This is a genomic window from Rahnella aquatilis CIP 78.65 = ATCC 33071 (assembly GCF_000241955.1).
Classification (GTDB): Bacteria; Pseudomonadota; Gammaproteobacteria; order Enterobacterales; family Enterobacteriaceae; genus Rahnella; species Rahnella aquatilis.
This window is the reverse complement of record NC_016818.1, coordinates 2010333-2031609: the sequence shown is the minus strand read 5'-3', so window position 1 is coordinate 2031609 and position 21277 is coordinate 2010333. Positions and strand designations below refer to the sequence as shown.

General features: G+C 51.9%; 19 protein-coding genes. 5 read left to right on the top strand and 14 right to left on the bottom strand.

The features are described from left to right. Positions 1-137: 137 nt before the first annotated feature. Positions 138-923 (bottom strand): AraC family transcriptional regulator, encoded by a 786-nt coding sequence (locus RAHAQ2_RS09300; protein ID WP_015696978.1) that lies wholly within the window; start codon positions 921-923, stop codon positions 138-140. A gap of 125 nt (positions 924-1048) precedes the next feature. On the opposite strand from RAHAQ2_RS09300, the gene RAHAQ2_RS09295 reads away from it, so the two are divergent. From RAHAQ2_RS09295 to RAHAQ2_RS09285, 3 genes are read left to right on the top strand one after another with little or no spacing between them, the layout of a single operon-like run. After that, positions 1049-3073 (top strand): FUSC family protein, encoded by a 2025-nt coding sequence (locus tag RAHAQ2_RS09295; protein WP_015696977.1) that lies wholly within the window; start codon positions 1049-1051, stop codon positions 3071-3073. Then, complete coding sequence (locus RAHAQ2_RS09290) at positions 3063-3278, top strand: DUF1656 domain-containing protein (RefSeq protein ID WP_015696976.1); 216 nt, start codon at positions 3063-3065, stop codon at positions 3276-3278. Before RAHAQ2_RS09295 ends, RAHAQ2_RS09290 begins: the two co-directional genes overlap by 11 nt. Next, positions 3275-4192 (top strand): HlyD family secretion protein, encoded by a 918-nt coding sequence (locus RAHAQ2_RS09285; protein ID WP_015696975.1) that lies wholly within the window; start codon positions 3275-3277, stop codon positions 4190-4192. Before RAHAQ2_RS09290 ends, RAHAQ2_RS09285 begins: the two co-directional genes overlap by 4 nt. 91 nt (positions 4193-4283) lie before the next feature. Here RAHAQ2_RS09285 and RAHAQ2_RS09280 read toward each other — a convergent pair whose 3' ends face one another. The 4 genes from RAHAQ2_RS09280 to RAHAQ2_RS09265 form a co-directional block, all read right to left on the bottom strand. Next, a complete protein-coding gene (locus RAHAQ2_RS09280) occupies positions 4284-5666 on the bottom strand; it encodes a DHA2 family efflux MFS transporter permease subunit (protein WP_015696974.1) in 1383 nt (460 codons plus the stop codon). 28 nt (positions 5667-5694) lie between these two features. Continuing rightward, positions 5695-6675, bottom strand: a complete 981-nt coding sequence (locus tag RAHAQ2_RS09275) for an aminoglycoside phosphotransferase family protein (protein ID WP_015696973.1) — start codon at positions 6673-6675, stop codon at positions 5695-5697. Further along, the gene (locus tag RAHAQ2_RS09270; RefSeq protein WP_238532063.1) at positions 6672-7799 is read right to left on the bottom strand and encodes a hypothetical protein; all 1128 of its coding nucleotides are present in this window, start codon (positions 7797-7799) and stop codon (positions 6672-6674) included. The genes RAHAQ2_RS09275 and RAHAQ2_RS09270 overlap by 4 nt, the downstream gene beginning before the upstream one ends. 63 nt (positions 7800-7862) lie before the next feature. Next, positions 7863-9290 (bottom strand): bifunctional 2-methylcitrate dehydratase/aconitate hydratase, encoded by a 1428-nt coding sequence (locus RAHAQ2_RS09265; RefSeq protein WP_015696971.1) that lies wholly within the window; start codon positions 9288-9290, stop codon positions 7863-7865. Between the two features lie 466 nt (positions 9291-9756). Here RAHAQ2_RS09265 and RAHAQ2_RS09260 point away from each other — a divergent pair, with 466 nt between their 5' ends. Further along, entirely contained in the window at positions 9757-10644 is an 888-nt protein-coding gene (locus RAHAQ2_RS09260) for a LysR family transcriptional regulator (RefSeq protein WP_015696970.1), read from the top strand. A 162-nt stretch (positions 10645-10806) separates the two neighbouring features. Here the strand turns inward: RAHAQ2_RS09260 and RAHAQ2_RS09255 are convergent, their stop codons facing one another. The 9 genes from RAHAQ2_RS09255 to RAHAQ2_RS09210 all read right to left on the bottom strand — a co-directional run bounded on the left by RAHAQ2_RS09255 (position 10807) and on the right by RAHAQ2_RS09210 (position 19834). Next, entirely contained in the window at positions 10807-12021 is a 1215-nt protein-coding gene (locus RAHAQ2_RS09255; RefSeq protein WP_015696969.1) for an acyltransferase family protein, read from the bottom strand. A gap of 194 nt (positions 12022-12215) precedes the next feature. After that, positions 12216-13052 carry an MBL fold metallo-hydrolase gene (locus RAHAQ2_RS09250; protein WP_015696968.1) on the bottom strand — a complete coding sequence of 279 codons (837 nt, stop codon included), beginning with the start codon at positions 13050-13052 and terminating at the stop codon, positions 12216-12218. Positions 13053-13062: 10 nt separating this feature from the next. After that, entirely contained in the window at positions 13063-13389 is a 327-nt protein-coding gene (locus RAHAQ2_RS09245) for a hypothetical protein (protein ID WP_015696967.1), read from the bottom strand. Between the two features lie 45 nt (positions 13390-13434). Further along, a complete protein-coding gene (locus tag RAHAQ2_RS09240; RefSeq protein WP_015696966.1) occupies positions 13435-13998 on the bottom strand; it encodes a peptidylprolyl isomerase in 564 nt (187 codons plus the stop codon). A gap of 107 nt (positions 13999-14105) precedes the next feature. Then, the gene (locus RAHAQ2_RS09235) at positions 14106-14888 is read right to left on the bottom strand and encodes an alpha/beta fold hydrolase (protein ID WP_015696965.1); all 783 of its coding nucleotides are present in this window, start codon (positions 14886-14888) and stop codon (positions 14106-14108) included. A 317-nt stretch (positions 14889-15205) separates the two neighbouring features. Then, on the bottom strand, positions 15206-16177 hold the full coding sequence (locus RAHAQ2_RS09225; protein ID WP_015696964.1) for a chemotaxis protein: 972 nt from the start codon (positions 16175-16177) through the stop codon (positions 15206-15208). 192 nt (positions 16178-16369) lie between these two features. Continuing rightward, a complete protein-coding gene (gene acuI / locus RAHAQ2_RS09220; RefSeq protein ID WP_015696963.1) occupies positions 16370-17347 on the bottom strand; it encodes an acrylyl-CoA reductase (NADPH) in 978 nt (325 codons plus the stop codon). 153 nt (positions 17348-17500) lie between these two features. Next, positions 17501-18838 (bottom strand): LLM class flavin-dependent oxidoreductase, encoded by a 1338-nt coding sequence (locus tag RAHAQ2_RS09215; protein WP_015696962.1) that lies wholly within the window; start codon positions 18836-18838, stop codon positions 17501-17503. A gap of 9 nt (positions 18839-18847) precedes the next feature. Continuing rightward, complete coding sequence (locus tag RAHAQ2_RS09210; protein WP_015696961.1) at positions 18848-19834, bottom strand: MsnO8 family LLM class oxidoreductase; 987 nt, start codon at positions 19832-19834, stop codon at positions 18848-18850. A 230-nt stretch (positions 19835-20064) separates the two neighbouring features. On the opposite strand from RAHAQ2_RS09210, the gene RAHAQ2_RS09205 reads away from it, so the two are divergent. Further along, positions 20065-21249 (top strand): M20 peptidase aminoacylase family protein, encoded by a 1185-nt coding sequence (locus RAHAQ2_RS09205; RefSeq protein ID WP_015696960.1) that lies wholly within the window; start codon positions 20065-20067, stop codon positions 21247-21249. The last annotated feature ends 28 nt before the right edge of the window (positions 21250-21277 follow it).

The window sequence follows — 21277 nt, the reverse complement described above, 5'->3', positions numbered from 1 at the left end:
GATGAGAATAAATATCATTTGTTTAACATAAAGATTCAGTTTATTTGATTAACCACTGCGAGGCTGGCAGATTTTGGTATCCCATCAATCACCAGCCGGAGCGCATTAAACTTCAGCATGCGGGGAAACTATCAGGGTTATTTTCTTTCACTAAAATAGAGCGCAGGCGTGCAGCCGACAGACTTCTTAAACATGGTGATAAACGCATTGACTGACTCATAGCCCAATTCACTGGCCACATTTTGCACGGACTCTCCGCTGGCAAGCCTCCGTAATGCAATAATTAAATGGAGTTGCTGACGCCAGCGTCCGAATGACAGACCGGTTTCACGCACCATCAGTCGGGCAAGGGACCGTTCACTTAATGCCAGCCGTTTTGCCCACGCATTCAGTGTGCTGCGGTCATGCGGATGACTGACCAGCGCGTCGGCCATCCTCTGTATTTTGGGATGGGCAGAAACCGGCAAATTAAAATTCTGCTGTGGCATATTCACCAGCTCATCAAGCGTCACCCGGGCCAGCCTTGCGGCATGGCTGTCCGGCAGGTAATGCGTATCTTCCCTGACCAGACGGCTAATCAGTTCGCGAATCAGCGGAGAAATAGCAAATGTGCAGCATTGTTCCGGCAGTGCGGCCGCGCCCGGCTCAATAAATAAGTAGCTGAGATGCGCATTCCAGGTGGCTCTCGCGCTATGGGGAATACCACCGGGGATCCACACGCCGCAGTGGGGCGGCACTATCCAGATATCATTTTCAGCCCGACACGTAACCGCACCATAAAGGGCAAGAATTAACTGTCCTTTGCGGTGCGTGTGCACCGGGACTTCCGCTTCGTACTCGGTGAAATCAAGATGACGTGCCACGGCCGCACTGGCTGTAGAGTCAGGATCGAAAAGCGAAATAGCGTCGCGGGAAGGCGTCATATTGGCATGATTTAGGTATTTTTTGGCAGTATAGAGTATTTTCACATCTGAGTAATCTGGCAATAATTGCCGGTATGCGCAAATGAACTGTTTGCCACCACCGCTTGCCAGGGGCCATTACTCTCATGTTTAACTCTTTACGCAGGGCGTTCCCCTCCTCCTTTCTTCTTAATGATGCGAACGCGTTGTTATATTCGGCCAAGACCTTTACCGCGGCTATGCTGGCGTATTACATCGCGTTAGCTATCGGTCTGGACAGGCCTTCCTGGTCCATTATTACCGTCTATATCGTTTCGCAAACGTCCGTCGGTGCCTCACTGAGCCGAAGCGTTTATCGCCTGATGGGAACGATAACCGGTGCGGCGATGACGGTGGTGATTGTGCCGGGTTTTGTTAACACCCCGATCATTTGCAGTCTGGTACTCACCGGCTGGATAACACTTTGCCTTTATTTTTCGCAGCTTGATCGTACCCCCCGCGCTTATGCCTTTGTACTGGCGGGCTACACGGCGAGTCTTATCGGCTTTCCTGCCGTATTCGAGCCGGGCACCATTTTTGATATTGCCATCACCCGGGTGCAGGAGATCACGATCGGCATCCTGTGCGCCAGCTTTATCCACCGGTATGTCATACCCAGGCGTATTACGGGTCTCTTCAACAGCAAGCTCTCGGCAACGCAACGTGATGCCCGCAGGATGGTGACTGACACGTTAAAAAGCGCGTCCGGCGGGAAAGAAAAGCAACTTCAACTTGCGCTGGCGTTACAGTCTCTTGAGGGGTTTGGCCACCATCTGCCGTATGACTTCGCGATATCAAAATCATCGCGTAAAGCGCGTCAGTTAATCCATGACAGATTGTCACGGCTTTTGGTACTGAGTAATCAGTTACAGGATTACCTGCATGAATTAAAAAACTTACCGGAAAGCCTTGCGATGCTGGTCCGTGAGGCCACGGACTGGCTCGCCTGTGAGGATTCATCCGCGCGTAAGTCCGGTGCCGAAACGCTGCGGCTACGCTGTGTGGCGTTGCAACAACAGTTACGCGCTGACGAATTAAATTTTAAAGAGGCGTTGCAGGTTAATTTTGTCAAACGACTGCAAGAGACAATCCTGCTTTTGCAGCAATGCGAACAGCTTTCTCATGCCATCCTTTTCGCGAAACCTGAGCATGTGCCTGATATCGCCAGGGAGGTAAAAGGTTATGTTTATCACCGGGATCACTTTACGGCTGCGCGTGCTGCGCTGGGGGCGTTTGCCATCATCTTCAGTGGCTGCCTGCTATGGATTTATTCCGCCTGGCCTGATGGCGCCACGGCAGTATCAATTCTTGGCGTCTGCTGCACATTATTTGGCAGTTTCGACACCCCGGTTCCTCATATCGTTAAATATATTGCGGGCTCAGTCTACGGGGTCGTTATCAGCCTGCTTTATAGCTTCATCCTTCTCCCTCAGGTAACCGAGTTTTCTGTATTGGTGGCGGTACTTGCGCCTGCATATCTGCTGGCCGGATCGCTGCAGGCCAGACCGCCCACCACGTTTATGGCGATGGGCATCACCTTAACGCTCCCCATTATGTCGGAACTGGGGGCGCGCTACAGTGGTGATTTTGCCTCTGCGATCAACACGGCGATCGCATTATTTGCCGCAACCGGCTATGCCGTGGTCAGTATGAGTTTGTTACAGACCGTCCAGGCAGATTCTGCTATCCGTCGTCTGCTGCACCGGTGTCGGCGTGATATCAGATATCGTGCAAAGGGCCTCTCATCCACCCATGATGTGACCTGGATGAACCTGATGATAGACCGGACCGCATTGATCCTGCCCCGGCTCCAGCGCAGTAATCAGGCAGCGGACGCCGTGCTTAACAGTTTGCTCAATTATCTGAACACGGGCCTTGCAGTGACGTATTTAAGACGCTCCCTGAATCAGCTCAGGGGAGAAACAGCAACACAGGTCAATAACCTTCTGAATCTGCTGGCCCGTGGCGCGCAGCCCCGGGAATTGCAGCAACGTATTGACATCATCCTCGCCATTGACTCTCCGGATTCACCTGAACCCCCGCACGCGCTCATTGAACATATTGTGGATCTGCACTGTGCGTTAAAAGAGAGAGATAAGAAACCGGACCAGGAACAGACACATGATGACTGATATTAATATCGGGGGCGTCTTTTTGCCTGGCTTATTAGTCATGGCTTTGATGGCGTTTTTCGGCACGATTTTAATCACGCCTTTTCTCTCTTTTAGCCCATTCTATCGGCGTTTGCCCTGTCGGCCGCTGATTGATTTCACGACGTTTATCATTATCTTCGCCTTGTTAATGCAGGGTCTGGACGCGTTAGGATTATTAGTATGAAGCCATTTTTTTCTCTGTTAGCCCGTTATATGTTTACCCTAAGCGCCGTCATGGCGGCAGCGGTTATTGCCTTCATGATGTGGAAACATTATGCACAGACACCCTGGACGCGTGACGGTCGTGTACGGGCCGATGTGGTACAAATCACGCCAGATGTTTCCGGACCGGTCAGCCGCGTCGCAGTGCGCGATAACCAATGGGTTAATCGCGGTGACGTGCTTTATTCAATCGATCCGCAATGGTTGAAACTGGCGGTGATCAGCGCTCAGGCTGAGGTTGATGCGAAGCGAAATGAAATGCAAATGCGTCAGGATGCGGCCAGACGCCGCAGTCAGATTAGCGGGGTGATTTCGAAAGAAGATATACAAAATACAAACAGTGCGGCGGGCGTGGCGGCGGCGGAATACCAGGGGGCGCTGGCCGCGCTGGAACTGGCGAAGCTCAATCTTTCCCGCGCAACGATTCACTCTCCGGCAGATGGCTATGTCACGCACCTGAGACTGCGTCCCGGCGATTATGCCAGCGCAGGGATAACAAAAGTTGCCATTATTGATGCCAGCAGTTTCTGGATAGTCGGCTATTTTGAGGAAACGAAAATGCAGCATATTCATGTCGGTAGCGCGGCGAAAATCGTGCTGATGGGATATGAACCGACGCTGACCGGCCACGTGGAAAGCATTGGTCGCGGGATAGATGACAGCAATGACGCACCGGGCAGCCAGGGGCTCCCTGATGTAGAGTCGACGTTCAGCTGGGTACGACTCGCTCAGCGGGTTCCGGTTCGCATCCATATTGATCAACTGCCCGAAGGGGTCGAACTGGTGGCAGGCATGACCGCCAGTGTCGCCATCAACGCGTCAAAGCGCGCGGAGGTGAAAGCCGATCATAAGGCTCTTTTGTTATCTGGCCGGTGATTGCCTGAAGAATAAATTAAAATGAGAAGAGCCAGCAACAGAATGGCATTAATACTGCTGCTGGCATAAAGCCTCATCTCTGCGCGGCAGATTACCGGTGCAGGCGTAGCATACTTGAGACCGACGACAGTGCAGAGATAAGACAGGCCAGCCCGAAGACATAGACGGCGAACTGTGCCCCCGCCTCCCCCGTCAGTCCGTTCAACAGTGCAATAACCATCGCGACCAGCGCCGCGCCAATGGATTGCCCCGCGGTCCTGGCGGTCGACAAGACCCCCGAGGCCGTGACCGTCCGGTTCGCGGCCACATTTGAAAACATCTCTTTATTGTTCGGCGGCAGGAACAGCCCGTAGCCAATCCCGCAAACCGCCACGCGCCAGAGAAAATCATTCACCGTCGCCATTTGCGGCAACAGCGCCAGAGACCCTAAGCCCAGGCAGAAAATCACCACGCCGACTGTCGATATCTGAGTAGGATTTAAACGATTGGACAGCCTGCCCGCCACCGGGGCGCAGATTGCAACGGCAACCGGCCACGGTGTAAAAATGAACGCCGACTCCAGCACGGAATAGTGATAGGCGTGTTGCAGTACAAAGGGCAAACCGACCAGCGCCATCCCCTGGGCCACAAACATTGAGACGGAAGAGATCACCGCGAAGGTATAGCGCCGGGAATGAAAGATATCGAGGGGCAGCAACGGGCTCTTTGAACGCGTCTGCGCTTTGACAAAGATGGCAAGCAACGCCACCGAAGCAACGCCACAAAGCAGGAGTAACCGGCTGTCCCAGCGCCCGATTTGATCGACAGCGATGACCATCAGACCCAGGGCAGCGGCTGACGTGACGGCACCTCCCCAGTCGAACCCTTTTTCCTTCTCAGTATCCACGCCCAAAGAAATCAGCGAGAACACAATGGCAAGCGCACCCAACGGAAGATTGATATAGAACAACCAGGGCCAGTCAAGATACGAGATGATCAGGCCGCCTAACGCAGGGCCGATGGCCGTACCCACCGCAAACGCCAGCGCATTCAGCCCTAAAATAGTGCCCAACGCATTCGGCGGAAAGATAACCCGGTAAAGGCCCAGTCCGACGCTGATCATGACGGCATAGCTCACCCCCTGGAGTATGCGCATGGTAACCAGCATGCCGAAGCTCGGGGAGAGGCTACAACCCAGCGATGCCAGCGTAAACAGCACCATGCCAGCCGTATAGAAGCGCCGCTCCCCTATCCTTGACCCCAGCGATGCGCAGATCAACATCGTTGCAGCACTGGCTACCTGATAGCCGTTGGTCACCCAGATGATAGATGCCGAATCTACCTGTAAAGCCCCCGCAATAGAGGGCAACGAGATATTGACAATGGAACTGTCCAGCGCCGCCATAATCACGCCAATTAAAATGGCCGCGGCCGCCAGATAGCGCCTTGGGGCTTCAAATCCTTGTTCTAAGGTACTGCTGCTGACCAACGACATATCCTTAACGTCCTATATTGAATTGGAATTACGCACACAGGCTTTCAGACGCGGCATCCGGCCCTTCGAGGTAGGCCAGCAGGCCAAGCATCAGCACTTCTTCGGGGCTGGCGAAAACCGGAGACCGGGGTACTTTCCAGGGCTGTTTACTGCCGTTAATACGAATGCTTCTCAGGAAACAATAGGTCGTGAGGACATAGAACCGGTTGCGCATACTTTCCCCCATCAGCGGCAGCAGGCCGGAAATACCCCCTAATTCAGGGATCTCGCTGAGAATGTTGCCGTAGTCAGACTTCGCCAGCACGAACATCAGTGCATCAGGCATCGGTACAATTTTGACCGCGTCTTTCACCTCTGCCGCCAGTTCATGCCAAAACGAAAAGGCAAACCGGGAAAAACCGAAAAGCGGATCGAGTCCCCGCACTGAGAAATCAGGGTCAATGAAACGGGTCTGAGCATGTTCCTCGTTATAGAGCACATTGCCAAAATGAAAATTGAAATGGGCTTTTTCCACTGACCTGAATTCTTCGGTTCTGGCCAGTTCCAGTGCTTTTTCAAAGACTTCCCTGGCAGTCATACTCAATGATGCGCCGTTAAGCAGAACAGGTTTTTCAAACAGCTCGTGTGCGAAACGCGTGCCTTCCCACTCTTCCAGTAACCGGGCTGGCATATCGTTGACCATCGCCGACGGGGTCTCTGATTCCAGGCTGATCGCTTTCTGTACGTTTTCCAGTGCGTTTCTCACGATCATCCTGCGTTCAGCAAGCGACCGCTGGTCGTCAAATACGATTTTGGACAGAGGAAGAGAGTCCATTTTCTCGAGAATATAGAATTGCCGCCCGGCAGCCAGCCCGTCGTGCAGAACCGGAACCATCAGTTCCGGATAAATATCGTGCAATGCGCGTATCTGATCGACTTCGGCTTTCAGTTTGCTATTGAACACTTCGGACATGGCCGTCTTCACGACAAAGCCTGAGCTTAAAAAATCTACTGTATGTGAACTTGTCATTTTTCAATCCCCTGGAAAGTTGCCACTGGCAGGCCAAGCGCGATGCTACGTGCTACAGCACGTACAACAGCGCTATAGCCAACGGTGTTGTTAACAAACGACTGGATGATGACCTCACTCAAACTCTGGCTCGCCAGATAGGCCGGCCGGAGAATGAGCAAGTGGTTCGGGTCAGAGAGAATGGTTGAGCATCTGCGCTCGTAAGCATACGCACGGCTGCCTAAAGGCGTCCGCGATGCTTTAACAACATGAGGATGCGTCGCGCTCACCCGCTCAATCGCCGCCTCGATGACACCGGTGTTTAACGCGCCGTCATCCTTTACGATGAAACGGTTAATCTGATAGCCGGGTGCGTGCACGGGGGCGCGTAATGAAACGGTATTCACTAACGGTGCCCAGGGCATCACCTTGTCCTGACTCATGGCTATTTGTGAGAAGCTCGGACGGAGGTTGTCGCGCGCATCCTGCAGGCGCCCTTCAAAGGATCGGGTACCGAGTACGCCGTTAGGTGTATCCGGATGCACGATATCGGTTTCAACCGACACAATATGCGAGGCGTTGCAGTTGAGGGTTCTCAGCGCTTCCGTTAATACGCGCAGTGAGGCATGCATGCCATTCGTCTGACAGGATCCGAGGCAATACAGGCCAGAATCGACCACCTGACGCTGGATAGTGCCAATATCATCGCGGGTCAGGTCCTCCAGACAACCATAGATACTCGGCAGCGCATTTGCCTCTGCAACGCCCAGCACCACGTCAGCGAGCTCCTGCATGTTGCGCGCGACGGGGCTGTTCTTGTCCATATCCAGCTTGCTGGTAGCGATAAAACCAATGTCGAAGCGCCCCGTCTGCGGGGGAAGACCTTTGGCAAGATCGCCAAAGAAAAAGTGGACCTCACGCCCGTCGATTTGCAGGGTGTCGCTATTGATAATGTTGACACGGGACTGTACGCCGGGAAGCGCCATCGCCAGACGGGCCACGATGCCATCTATCGGACGCAGTTCAGGATAATGTTTATCTAAAGAAGGAGGATTCGTGACGACGGTTTGAATCGCAAAACCATCCTTCGCCGGATCATTCTGAATCAGCAAATTTGCGCCGATCTCCGCTCCGCAACCTACCAATATGGCTTTTTTCACTTCATCACCTCGCGCTAAATGAATATATGTAAGTGTGTTAGATGCGACCTAGTCCCAGGCGAACATTTTCAGGAGGTCAGTGACGGACATAGCATCAAGCTTCGATTCTGAAATCAGGGTTTCCGCCAGAATAGAGGAGCGGTCACGCAGCGGGCTGTCCGACAGATTCAGATGGAATTTCGTCAGCAGCGCCCCGAAACATTCTTCACGGCGACGAACATGACCCAGCGGATATTCAATAGTTTCGGAGAGCTCTTCAGTCATTCCATGACATTTCAGAAAGAGTGCATTAGGAATGGCGCGCTTATCGGGGTCGTAGTAGCTCTCTGTAAAGGAAGGGCGTTCAGTGCAGGTAATTTTCAATCGCAATGCATCCAGCTGAGGGTCGCTGGCGAGCGGTTCGTGGAAATCCTTAATTGTCAGATTTCCGGTCTGAAGCCCCACGGCAACCATGTACTGGAGACAGTGATCGCGGTCTGCGGCGTTATTCAGCGGCCCTGATTTATCAATAATCTGCATCGCCGGTCGGGTTGTTTCCACCCGCACATACTCGATACTCTCAGGTGTGAACCCGGCTGCCAGTATCCGCTCCCGAAGGTTAATGGCCGCTTCTACAGCAGTCTGGGCGTGGTATTCAGCAGGATTGGGGACTTTGAACAAAATATTCTTAATGACAAAATCTGACAGGTTGCGCGACAAATTGAAGGGTTTGCCTCTCAAAACAGCGTCATCGAATCCCCACCGGCTGACCGTCAGCGCCGTGGGATAACCCATTTCGCCGGTTTGCGCGAACAGCGCCAACTGCAGGCCGCGCGCCGTGGCATCCCCGGCGGCCCATGACTTACGGGTACCTGCATTTGGCGCATGCCGGTAGGTTCTGAGAGAGTGGCCGTCGATAATAGCGTTGGACAGTGCGCTCAGTGCCTGGTCTTTTGACAAGCCGAGCAGTTGGGCTGAGGCAATCGCAGAAGCCACTTTCACCAACACCACATGGTCGATACCCAGTGCATTAAAACAGTTCGACAGACACAGCACGCCGTGGATCTCGTAGGCACGGATCATCGTATTCAGGACGGCTGTCATCGTAGCGGGCGGCTGATTACCGTCAGCCAGACTGTGCCAGGCTGCGGCGGCCAGAATAGCCCCCAGATTATCGGACGGATGCCCCCACTCTTGCGCAAGCCATGTGTCATTGAACTCCAGCCAGCGGATCATCGAACCTAAATGAAAGGCTGCCTCGATCGGTCCCAGTCTGAGTCCGGTACCGACAACCGGGACACCCTCCTGGCTCTTGCTGAACTGAGCGCTGCCCATCAGCCTTTGGCAGTCATGGTCGGCAGAAGCGGCAATCGCGCAACCTATCGAGTCCAGCAGGCAGAAACGCGCCAGACGTAACGTTTCATTATCAAAGGTTGTCTGCTCATAGGCGTAGTCAACCAGATCAACCATTACCTCATCAAATCCTGCTTGCGCCATATTTCACCCCATTAACAAAAAGTAATTTTTTGAAATACAAGTAATTGAGAACCGGTAATATATATATTCAGAAAATAGAAATAGACAACCAATTGATTTATATGGAAATACTCTTCGTCACTCATAAAATCGTAATGGGCAGGGCAATAAAAGACCAGCGAATAAAATCGAGGCACTCATCGAAAGTATTGATGCCCTGATAAAATGCCTGTTGAGGTTGACCGGCAGTTGGCGGAAATGAGCATGAGAGACAGACAGGAAAATAAGCACAGTCTGTTGTTGAAATTCACAATTCAGAATTAATGTCTGTCAGAAGGGTAATAATACTGACGCGCCTCCTGATGTGGCCATACGGTGCCTGTCTCCGTGTCCCGGAGCGAAGGTCTGAAATAGAGTGACAAACTCATTAATACAGAATATAAATAATTGTTGTGACGGTGAACTAATTTTTAGCATGAGGTCTCAAATGAAACTAAGTGAACTTCTTGCATTCGTGACAGTCGTGGAGACAGGGAACATAACCCAGGCAGCCGAGCGTCTAAATCGTGTGCAGTCGAGTATTTCCCACCGAATCAGGAGCCTGGAGGATAATCTGGATGTCACCCTTTTAGATCGTAAAACCGACGGGTGCACGCTGACTGCGCAGGGCCAGATACTTTATGACTATGCGCTTAAAATATTGAACCTCGCGGATGATTGTAAAAACAACATTTACCACTCAAAAAGCAGCCAGCTGAATATCCGTATTGGCATAATCGAATGTTTACCCCCCTATATTGTCAGCTCGCTGATCGATTTAGGTCATGATCTGGGCTGGAACATAGATATTTCGGTTGGAAATACCCTAAGCTTGCTCAATGCCTTTGACCAAAATGAATTTGATGCGGTAATAATCGGCGCGGGTTTTTCCAATACTCAACACGCACGCTCCATATTACTCTCCAGCGAACTGGTGATTATTACAGAGAAAAATTACCCGACCATTCAAGACATCTCCAGCCTTGATGGCGAAGTTTTTTTGCTCAGCAGCAAAAAATGTGCAACCACAACCCGTAACTATAATGTTCTTTTTAATGAAGGACATATCACACCAAAGCGGGTGGTAGAATGCGGCTCCTATCCCGTACTGTTCTCCAGCATTGCTGCCGGCAAAGGCGTATCGTTAGTTTTACGTTGTTCGATCAGCAGCGAAGTACAAAATAAGATAAAAATTCATGAACTCAGCGGTCAGTTCAATGACTTCAAGATAGAGCTTGTTTATCGTACTGATTCACCTTATTTGGATAGCACTAAATTCAAAGGCATAATGACCTCCCTTTTTCAGGATCCCCGGTTGCACAATATCGGTTATTAAAGCATTCGTAGAAAAACGTTTATTCACCCCTCTTTTTAGTGAAAGTCACTCATCAAATACCGATGGGAGAGCATATGTCTGACGTATGCCCTCCCACCCAATCAGCAGACTCTCCCGCCTCATCCTGTTCTGACGACGACAGGATGAATACGCCCTTTTACATTATGCAGATTTACGCAGAACGACTAATGCTTTCATTCGGCATTTCTCCAGAATTAACTTCATCATGGGCACTTCAAAGTATTTATATAAAAAAGAGGCACATGAAACAGATAAAACTAACGCAACGGCAATAAGCGCAATCCCTTCCGGCAAGCTAAACTTTCTTCCTGCCGTGAGATTCAAAAAATAAAAGAGTACTAAGAAATGAACCATATAGAATGAATAGGATATCTCTCCTAACCACACCGACGTTTTAGTGTTTAACAGTGTATTGCGGTTTTTTAAATCATCACCCGCAATCGAAGTGATTAACAAACAAACGGGGATGATGAAAACCACGCTCATACTGAACTGGTAGGGGATATACATGGACCCGATATAAGCGGCTGCAAGCAGGGCAAACGAAGCCGTTTTCGTCAACACGAGCATTCGACCGTTCATCAACAGCCGGGCGGCAAACATACCGGCAAGAAACTCAAATATGCGTGACGGAGGAAAAATGTACGAAATCCAAAAGTGTTGCTGCGAAATTGGAAACGCCCCCATCATCTTGTTCGGCTCAACCCAAATATAAATGTATATTTGAACCAACAAGGATGCCGCCGTGACCAACGCTAAACCGGGTAAATCGAATTTTTTAGGTATCGTCTTCATTATTCTGAAAAGAAAAGGGAAAGAAAGATAAAACATCGCTTCTATACAAAGAGACCAGCTGGGCCTGTTACCCACAAAAAAATAATGAACATCATCAACCCAGGTATTCAGTAACAAAAGGTTTGATGACCAGAGTTTATATTGATATAGGCTCATGGCACCAATAACGAACGCCATAGCCCAGGTCAGGCAGTGCGTGGGATAAATCTTGGCAAAACGTCGCAGGTAAAAATCTCCCACGGTGTCGTTATCTCTCGAAGACCACACCATAATGAATCCGCTGAGTATGAAGAAATAGGAAACGCCGAGCCAACCCGCTTTACCCACGATAACAGTGTAAATGTGCTGTATGGCAGGGTCAGAAAAGGGAGCAAGATCGCTGGGTAATGATGAATGAAATAAAAAGACTAATAAGGCGGCCCAGAATCGGCTTCCGGTAAGTGATGGAAGTTTGGGCTGTGAAGGTAATTTCTCCGTCATTATTGACTGACTGATATCCGGTTCATTTACGCCGGCGCGAATAGCATCAATACTTATTTCTCTGTTTATTGCAGGATTCATTTTGCTCCCCCTGAGGATAGTATTTTAAACCTGAGAATTTATTCAGTAGCATAGCGACAGTGTTACACAGTAAAAAATTAATAACGGCAAAGCAACTTAAGCAGAGCCTGACAAATTGCCAGTGTTTACCCGTTGCATTGCCGGTCAGGAAATACATTATTTTCAGAGCAGAATGTTCTGATGATACTTTTTAACTAGTGGAAATCGACAATCCCGTATCCGGATTGACGTTTTTCAATATAACCGAATCCTTGCTCGCCAAAATGCATACCGCCGACAAGCACTCTGTCTGAGCTCACCATTTCCAGCATGCGGCAACGTGTCTCTGCGGCCATCTGCGGATCATAATCAAAGGCAATGGCAACATCTGGTTTTAGCAGTTGAATATGCGGGAAATGAACAATATCCCCCCAAATCAACAGGCTGTCTCTGCTGCCCTCAACCCGGTACCCCGTATGACCCGGTGTGTGACCTTTCAGCGGGATCGCAAAAACACCCGGAAATACCTCGCCTTTATCGATGAGACGAAGATTTTTCTGATACTTTTTAAATATACTTCGCGCCAAAAGGAAACTACCTTTTACGCGGTCACTGACAGCAGCGAAATTCTCGTCGTTTTCAAGATAATTAAATTCATCGCTGCTGATGACCAGTTCGGCATTAGCAAATACAGCCTCACCCTCTGCGTTTAATAACCCACCAATATGATCGGGATGCGCATGTGTGAGCAATACAGCGTCAATATTGTCAGGATGTATCCCCAGCAGGTCCAGATTGGCAACCAGTCTGCCCCCCCATCCCTTAACCCCTCCCGCCCCACTGTCAATAAGGATATTTTTGCCCTTCTGACGGACTAAGAAGGTGTTAATGTGAACGGCATTGAGTTCACTGACTTGCGCACTGCGCTGAATTTCCCTGCACTCTTCTTCATCCACATTTGAAAGCATCCCGAAGTCAACTTGCAGATAGCCATCACTGACGGCTGTCACCGTTATATCGCCGAGATCTCTTGCTGGAAAATTGGTATTCATAATCCGTTCCTTAGTTCTTTGCATAAATATGACTCGCTTCAAAAGAGAAACAGCGAATCCTCGCTATTACTCCTGTCTTCTCCTTAATTAATAAATCAACCTGATGCATGAATTCATCCAACACGGGCAGGCTCCGGAACACTTCCTGCCTGAGTTTTGCTTCGAAGTAAACCGGCGTGCCAAAACCTATCTCTGCGGTGAGGTAACTGATGTGAATATTATTTTCTTTCGCCTTCAGGATCTCCATGGCGAGATGCGTTAAAGACGTTGAAAATTCCGCAAAAGAATCTGCATCTAACCGATGGCTTGCAGAGGTATAGACAGTCATGCTGGGCATCTTACATCCACTCCTTTGAATTGATATTTCTGCCGTTGGGTGGTTTTAAACGGACCGGATAGTGGCTAATCGCATGCTTTTTATGACATCCGGATTAAGCACCGTACCTATTTCGGAAGACCCGGCGCGGAGCTGGTCAATTAACTCCATGCCATGGGTTACCTTCCCGAAAGCCGTGTAATTGTGATCTAAAAAACCGGCCCTGGCGGAGGTGATGAAAAACTGATGGCTGGCACTGTGCGGATGTCGTGATCTGGCCATGCCGAGGGTACCTCGCTCAAAAGGCAGGCTGTTAAATTCTGCGGTCAGCGTCGGTAACCGCATATAATCCAGACCCGTCTCTTTTACCGGGTCACCGGTTTGCGCCATAAAGCCTTTTATGACCCGGTTAAACGGCATACCATCATAAAACCTGGCCTGCACCAGCGCTTTTATGCGTTCAACATGCACCGGAGCCAAATCGGGAAATAAGCGAATGCTCACTGTTCCACTCGCCAGTTGCATCTCAATAACATTTCCCTGATCCCTTACCCCTTTTAACGCAGCAGGAAGCATTACAGCACCTGCGCATAAGCCCAGACTTCCGCCAATAAATAACCGACGATTCATAGGAATGACTCCGTAGGTGCACCAGACTTTTTATCGTCTGCCATGCAAAATTTGCCCGTTAACAGCGCTCAGGCGCCCTTACAGATGCTGACTTTCCGCTCTGGTTGTTAATGCGAATCCTTCTTCTCAATGAACGAGATGATTTCATCAGTGAGCGCGTCGGGTTTCTCAAAATTAGGTAAATGCGCCGCACCCGGAATGATATGCAATTGGGCATTGCGCTTTTCAGCCAGACGTTGTGCGTAGTCCTGAGGCGTAAGCTGATCCTCACTCCCTCTCACCACAACAGCCCTTACCCCCGGAATATCCATATCGGTCAGATCGGTATCGGCGATGGCATACGAGCAACCCGCGAAAGCTTCAACCGTTGTCCGCCGCAGCATCTGCTTCAAACCATCCGCATCGGGCGTGTCGATAAATTTCGGCGTCACCCATTTGCTTAAAATCCCCATTTCGAGATGTTCAACGCCGTGGTGAAATACATCTTCAGCCCGTGCCCGCCAGAGCGAAGGTGGCGCGGCATTCACCAGCGCCGTATCAACAATGATCATTCCCTGTACGCGTTTGGGTATCTTGTATCCAATCCATTGCGCTATCGTTCCGCCGATGGAAACCCCGGCAACATAGAATTCGTTAATGTGCAGATGATCCAGCGCCGCCACGACATCGTCGGCCAAATCTGACATGGAGAATCGCAGCGAATCGACGGCGCTTAATCCATGCCCGCGGATATCCAGACGAATAACGCGATAACGTTCGGTCAGACGCGGCATTTGCAAATCCCACAAGTGCAAATCCGTTCCCAAAGAATGCAGAAGTACCAACGCAGGCGCTTTTTCTGAACCCTGCACATCGACGTGCTGAGTTAATTTAAGTGGCCGGATAAACATTTAATACTCCCTATTCTTTTTCAGCTTCATGGAAATAAACTTTCCCGTTACGATGGCAAACCTTAAACACGCTGCTAACGTTATTAATAGAACAATTGCTATCTTTGCTCTAATGGATAATTTCGATATCACTATCGAAATCGTAGATGCGAGGCGGCACTTAACAGGCGGGAACTTGCCGGAGGCACCGGCTGACGGGGGAAATGCTTTTTTGCAGGGGATGGCAGGCACTATTTTCCTGTACGTTGTTCTGTCTGCCGCTGATAATAAAAAGCCCGCACAAGGGAGCGGGCTTTTTATATCAGGGTTTCATAAGATTACACATGGGCAATATTCTTCGCATCCAGCGCTTTATGAATAGCCGCTTCCAGTTCGTTGATTTCGAACTTGGCCACGTAACCGTCGGCACCCACCTTACGCACGTGATCTTCGTTGGCGCTGCCGGATAAAGAGGAGTGGATAATGACCGGGATATTTTTCAGGAATTCATCACGCTTGATATTGAGCGTGAGCGTAAAGCCGTCCATTTCCGGCATTTCCAGATCGGTTAATACGAAAGAGATTTTATCGGAAATGGGCAGCCCCTGGGCTTTGCATTCTTCGGCCATTTTGCGGATTTTATTCCAGGCTTCCAGACCGGTGACATGCATCTGCGCCGGAATTTCCATCATGTTCAGGCCCTTCTCCAGCATCTGACGGGCGACTTTCGAGTCTTCGGCGACAATCGCCACCGTGCCCGGCTTGAGTTTAAATGCGCTGGTTTTCTTCTTATCCATGTCAATATTGCTGTTCGGAATAATGTCATGGAGGATTTGTTCGACGTCCAGCACCAGCGCCAGACGATTGCTGGACTTATCGCTGTCCAGACGCGCAATACTGGTGATGTTGCGGCTCTTCACACCGGCTTCGGCGGCCAGCACCTGACTCCATTCGAGACGCACGATGTCGTCAACGGATTCCACCGCAAACGCCTGAGTACTGCGCGCATATTCGGTGACCAGCAGAATGTTCAGGCCGGTTTTTGGCACGCAACCCACCACGGCAGGCAGATCGATAACCGGAATAATTTCGCCACGGATGTTCGCCATGCCCATCATCGGCGAGGTCATGCCAGCGGCTTTGGTCAGCGTTGGCATCGGCACGATTTCGCGCAATTTAAAAACGTTGATACCAAAAAGTTCAGATTGCTCGTCATCCGGCGACGTCCCCAGACGGAACAGCAAAAGCTCAAACCGGTTTGATGAAGTGAGATTGGTTCTCTCATCAATTTCTTTCTGAAAATTATCCATACTTTCCCCATGCCTGTTGTTATTCGTTTTTGACTATGTTTGCGCTGTACGTCATTCGGAAAATAAGGAATTCCATTCTCTTTTTTCTCAGAGGGACACTCTGTTTATCGGCCGGACAGGGGGAATTCTTTAGAGCGGGAAGAAAATTGAAGGGAAAGCACCCGGTATCACGGAAATACCGGGCAACAACGGTCAGCCGCCGATTTTAACCAGCGTTCTGCCCTGAATTTTATTGTTCAGGAAATCGGCTGCGACAGCCGGAACCTGTTCCAGCGTAATTTCTGTCGCAGCCTGCTGATAAAAATCTTCCGGCAGCGTATTCAGTAAACGTTCCCACACCGCCGCGCGGCGTTCAGCGGGAACCGACACTGAATCCACCCCCTGCAAACGCACATTGCGCAGAATAAACGGCATCACCGTGGTCGGCAGGTTGAAGCCCCCCGCCAGACCGCAGGCTGCCACGCAGCCGCCGTAATTGGTTTGCGCCAGCAGTTTTGCCAGCACCTTGTCGCCGACGGTATCCACCGCACCGGCCCAGACTTGTTTTTCCAGCGGACGGGTTTCGGCAAAATCATCGCGGGAGAGGATTTCGCTGGCACCCAGTTTACGCAGATAAGCATGGGTCGACTCACGGCCCGTGACGGCCGCCACGGTGTAACCGAGCGTATGCAACAGCGCCACCGCCGTACTGCCCACGCCGCCGCTGGCACCGGTCACCACCACGGTACCGCTTTCCGGCGTCACGCCCGCCTCTTCCAGCGCCATGACGCACAGCATGGCGGTGAAACCGGCGGTGCCGATGATCATGGCATTGCGCGCAGCCAGACCTTCCGGCAGCGCCACCAACCAGTCGCCTTTGACGCAAGCCTGCTCAGCCAGACCGCCCCAGTGCGTTTCACCGACGCCCCAGCCGGTCAGAATGACGGATTGCCCGACGGAAAAACGCGGGTCGTTGCTGCGGCTGACATGGCCGGCGAAATCAATGCCCGGCACCATCGGAAACTGACGAATGATTTTACCTTTACCGGTGATGGCCAGTGCGTCTTTGTAATTCAGCCCTGACCAGCTGATATCCACCAGCACATCGCCTGCCGCCATGTCCGGCAGCGCAATCTCTTTCACTTCGGCCAGCGTGGCCTTGTCTTGTTGTTCCAGAACCAATGCTTTCATTTTTGTCCCTTTATCTGTTCAAAGATTTCTTATGGTTTTGTCGAAACCTACGCCCCTTTTTTCGGTGAGACAACCCCCGCAGATCCCCTGCAAAGCAAAAAGCCCGCTCGGGGCTACCGTGGCGGGCGGTGGAAAAGCTTTAGTATGTTGTAACTATTTTATGCTCACCGTCTCACGAAGTGATTCCGGTACGCTGTAACGGTTAGTCTTGAACGGAATATTCAGGCGCTCACGCAGCGTCGTCGCCTGCGAAGGATGCCAGTAACCTCGTGCTTCCAGCACCGGCAACACCAGCCGGGTAATGTCGTCCAGCGCTTCGGTCAGCACCGGTCCGCTGATGATAAATCCGCTGGCTCCGCCCTCTTCCACCCAGCGGATCAGCTGGTCAGCAACCTGCTGCGGCGTGCCGAAGAATTCGCCGCGCGGCAACGTGGTCTGATACGCCACTTCACGCAGCGTCAGGTTTTTCTCCCGCGCCAGCTTCTTGATGCTGTCGGTGGTGGAACGGAAAGTGTTTTGACCTAAATCGCCCAGCTCAGGGAACGGGCCGTCAGGCGGATACTGGCTGAAATCATGGTGATCGAAGAACCGTCCGAGGTAGGCCAGGGCATCGTCGGGTGACAACAGCGACAGCAGATACTGATATTTGGCCTCAGCTTCCGCTTCGGTTGTGCCGACAATCGGGCTGATACCGGGGAAGATACCCACCGGATGACGGCCATTTTTACTGACCTGCGCCTGCAATTTTGCTGAATATTCCTGCGCTTCTTCCAGCGTGCGGGCGTTAGTGAAAACGGCATCGGCAGATTTCCCCGCCAGCGCGATACCGGCATCCGACGCGCCGGCCTGGAAAATCACCGGCTGCCCTTGTGGCGAACGCTGAATATTCAGCGGCCCTTCCACCGAGAAAAACTGCCCCTGATGATTCAGTTTATGCAGCTTCGCCGCGTCGAAAAACACCCCGCTTTCGCGGTCACGCACAAAAGCACCGTCCTCCCACGAATCCCAAAGCCCCTGCACCACGCTGATGTATTCTTCCGCAATCTGATAGCGCAGTGCGTGTTCAGGATGATCCTTGCCGAAGTTTTTCGCCGAACCGGCCAGCGGCGAGGTCACCACGTTCCAGCCCGCCCGTCCCTGACTGATATTGTCAATCGATGCCAGCTGGCGTGCCACGGTGAACGGATCGCTGTACGAGGTTGAAATGGTGCCCGCCAGCCCGATGCTGTGCGTGGCCGAAGCCAGCGCAGACAGCAACGCGACAGGTTCAAAACGGTTGAGGAAATGCGGCAACGATTTTTCGTTGATGTGTAAACCGTCGGCCACAAACAGGAAATCAAAACCGGCAGCTTCGGCGCGCAGGGCCAGATCACGAAAATACGGGAAATTAACGCTGGCATCCGCAGGCGCTTTCTCATGACGCCACGAATTCATGTGGCCGCCGGCACCGTGCAACATCAGACCCAGCTTGATACTTTTAGAATGGCTCATGAAATCTCCTTACAGCTGGCCAGCCAGCAATTCGATGGACTTCAGCCGTACAGCAGCCTCGGTCAGGGGAGTGTGAATAACAAATTCGTTTACGCACAGGCGGCGCTGGATATCGCGCAACTGCTCATGGATGTCGCCCGGCGTGCCGTGCAGCACACTGATTTGCTGCTGTTCGATGTGGTATTGCGTCGCACCGGACTGCCGCACAAAAGCTTCGGCCTGTTCGCGGGAACCCACCGTGACGTGCCGGTCGCCCACCGTGACGCGAAAATTATGCCGCTCGGCCACCAGCCCGGCCGCCTGTTCCCGGGTTTCTGCCGCCAGCACCGCCAGGCTGACCAGCGCCTGCCCCTGTCCGGCGGAATATTCGTGGAAGGCCAGCACCGACTCGGTCATCACTTGCGCTGAGGCATTGATAAAACCGGCAAAGACAAAGTTCCAGCCCAGCGACGCCGCCAGACGGGCGCTCTCTTTGCTGGCACCCAGTAAAAACCGCTGCGGCGCAACCGGCGGACGCGGCAACGCACGCGCCTCTGTGCCCGCCAGATGATCATCGAGGTGCGTCAGATAATGCGTCAGTTGCTGTAACTGCGCGGGGAAACCCGGCGATGATTCGGCCGGGGCATGACCGCGCAATGCTTTGGTCGACAGCGGTAAACCGCCGGGGGCTTTGCCGATGCCGATATCTACGCGATCCGGCGCCAGTGATGACAGCAGGTGGAAATTCTCCGCCACTTTATACGGGCTGTAATGTTGCAGCATCACGCCGCCGGAGCCGATCCGCAGCCGGGAAGTGCGCGCCAGCAGCCAGGCGATCAGCACTTCCGGTGAGCTGCCCGCCAGCTTGTCAGTATCGTGATGTTCCGACACCCATAAGCGGTGATAGCCCAGTTTTTCAGCTGCCAGCGCAAAAGTCAGCGTCGCGTCTAGCGCCTGCGCAGCGGTCTGCCCGTCGTTGATCGGGCTTTGATCTAATAAACTCAGTCGGTAATTCACCTGCGCGTCCCTTTTTATCCGTTGTGATAAAAAGAGTTCCACGAAATAAGTTCAAAGCTAAATAATAAAAACACGTTTCTATAGTCAGTATTTTGCTATGCGGGCCGCTGTGCAAAATGACTATAAATTATAGCGACTGAGTATTTAGTTATTTCCTTCCGTCTGGCTAGCATGAAATGAGTTGCTGCATCTCTATAACATGCTAATTCAGACAATAAGGTTATTTCGCCATGAGCATTTCACTTGCCGAGCAAACGAAAAACATCGCCGCCCAAAATGCCACAGGATTAGAAGAACAACTCATCGCTTATCGCCGTGAATTACATCAGCATCCTGAGTTATCCAATCAGGAGTTTGTGACCACACAAAAGATTACCCGGTGGCTGGATGCCGCCGGGATCCGCATTTTATCGCTCGGGCTGAAAACCGGTGTCGTGGCTGAAATCGGCCCGGAATACGGCCCGGTGGTTGCCCTGCGCGGTGACATCGACGCCCTGCCGATTGAAGAAGCCTCCGGTGTGCCATTCAGTTCGCAACAGCCCGGCGTGATGCATGCCTGCGGCCACGATTTCCACACGTCCGTGATCCTCGGCGCGGCCTGTTTGCTGAAAGCCCGTGAAGATCAGCTCCCCGGCCGCGTGCGTCTGTTTTTCCAGCCCGCCGAAGAGCGGTTTGGCGGTGCGTCGCAGCTGATTAAAGCCGGTGCGCTGGAAAATGTTGATGCGATTTTTGGCCTGCACAATGCCCCTGAATTACCGGTCGGCACTTTCGCCACCAAAGGGGGAGCGTTCTATGCCAATGTGGATCGCTTCCAGATCACCGTGACCGGCAAAGGCGCCCACGCCGCACATCCGGAAGAAGGCACCGACAGCATTGTCACCGCCAGTCATATCGTGACTGCGCTGCAAACCGTGGTCAGCCGCAACGTCAGCGCGCAGGACGCGGCGGTGATCAGCGTCACCCGCATTGAAGGCGGCAATACCTGGAACGTATTACCCCAGACCGTGGAGCTGGAAGGCACGGTGCGCACCTACAGCACTGAAATCCGTGAGCAAATTCCGCAGCGCATCCAAAAAGTGATCAGTGGCGTGGCTGAGGCACTCGGTGCCACAGCAGAACTGCACTGGTTTGCCGGGCCGCCTGCGGTGGTCAATACGCCGCGCTGGGCGGATTTCAGCCTGAAGGCGGCAGCGGAATTTGGCTATAACGCGCAGGTGGCGCAGGCGCAAATGGGCGGCGAAGACTTTGCCTTTTATCTGCATCATGTGCCGGGTGCGTTTGTCAGCATCGGGTCTGCCAGTGACTTTGGTTTACATCATCCGCAATTTAACCCGGATGAGTCGGCCATTTACCCGGCAGCAAATTATTTCCAGCAATTGGCGGAAAAAGCGCTGGCAGAATTAAGCGGAAAATAACCTTTTTATACCTGAGATTATTTCGTTA

Coding starts and splice junctions, on each gene's coding strand:
- RAHAQ2_RS09300 (WP_015696978.1), bottom strand. CDS start 923: ATGACGCCTTCCCGCGACGCTATTTCGCTTTTCGATCCTGACTCTACA.
- RAHAQ2_RS09295 (WP_015696977.1), top strand. CDS start 1,049: ATGTTTAACTCTTTACGCAGGGCGTTCCCCTCCTCCTTTCTTCTTAAT.
- RAHAQ2_RS09290 (WP_015696976.1), top strand. CDS start 3,063: ATGATGACTGATATTAATATCGGGGGCGTCTTTTTGCCTGGCTTATTA.
- RAHAQ2_RS09285 (WP_015696975.1), top strand. CDS start 3,275: ATGAAGCCATTTTTTTCTCTGTTAGCCCGTTATATGTTTACCCTAAGC.
- RAHAQ2_RS09280 (WP_015696974.1), bottom strand. CDS start 5,666: ATGTCGTTGGTCAGCAGCAGTACCTTAGAACAAGGATTTGAAGCCCCA.
- RAHAQ2_RS09275 (WP_015696973.1), bottom strand. CDS start 6,675: ATGACAAGTTCACATACAGTAGATTTTTTAAGCTCAGGCTTTGTCGTG.
- RAHAQ2_RS09265 (WP_015696971.1), bottom strand. CDS start 9,290: ATGGCGCAAGCAGGATTTGATGAGGTAATGGTTGATCTGGTTGACTAC.
- RAHAQ2_RS09260 (WP_015696970.1), top strand. CDS start 9,757: ATGAAACTAAGTGAACTTCTTGCATTCGTGACAGTCGTGGAGACAGGG.
- RAHAQ2_RS09255 (WP_015696969.1), bottom strand. CDS start 12,021: ATGAATCCTGCAATAAACAGAGAAATAAGTATTGATGCTATTCGCGCC.
- RAHAQ2_RS09250 (WP_015696968.1), bottom strand. CDS start 13,052: ATGAATACCAATTTTCCAGCAAGAGATCTCGGCGATATAACGGTGACA.
- RAHAQ2_RS09245 (WP_015696967.1), bottom strand. CDS start 13,389: ATGCCCAGCATGACTGTCTATACCTCTGCAAGCCATCGGTTAGATGCA.
- RAHAQ2_RS09240 (WP_015696966.1), bottom strand. CDS start 13,998: ATGAATCGTCGGTTATTTATTGGCGGAAGTCTGGGCTTATGCGCAGGT.
- RAHAQ2_RS09235 (WP_015696965.1), bottom strand. CDS start 14,888: ATGTTTATCCGGCCACTTAAATTAACTCAGCACGTCGATGTGCAGGGT.
- RAHAQ2_RS09225 (WP_015696964.1), bottom strand. CDS start 16,177: ATGGATAATTTTCAGAAAGAAATTGATGAGAGAACCAATCTCACTTCA.
- acuI (WP_015696963.1), bottom strand. CDS start 17,347: ATGAAAGCATTGGTTCTGGAACAACAAGACAAGGCCACGCTGGCCGAA.
- RAHAQ2_RS09215 (WP_015696962.1), bottom strand. CDS start 18,838: ATGAGCCATTCTAAAAGTATCAAGCTGGGTCTGATGTTGCACGGTGCC.
- RAHAQ2_RS09205 (WP_015696960.1), top strand. CDS start 20,065: ATGAGCATTTCACTTGCCGAGCAAACGAAAAACATCGCCGCCCAAAAT.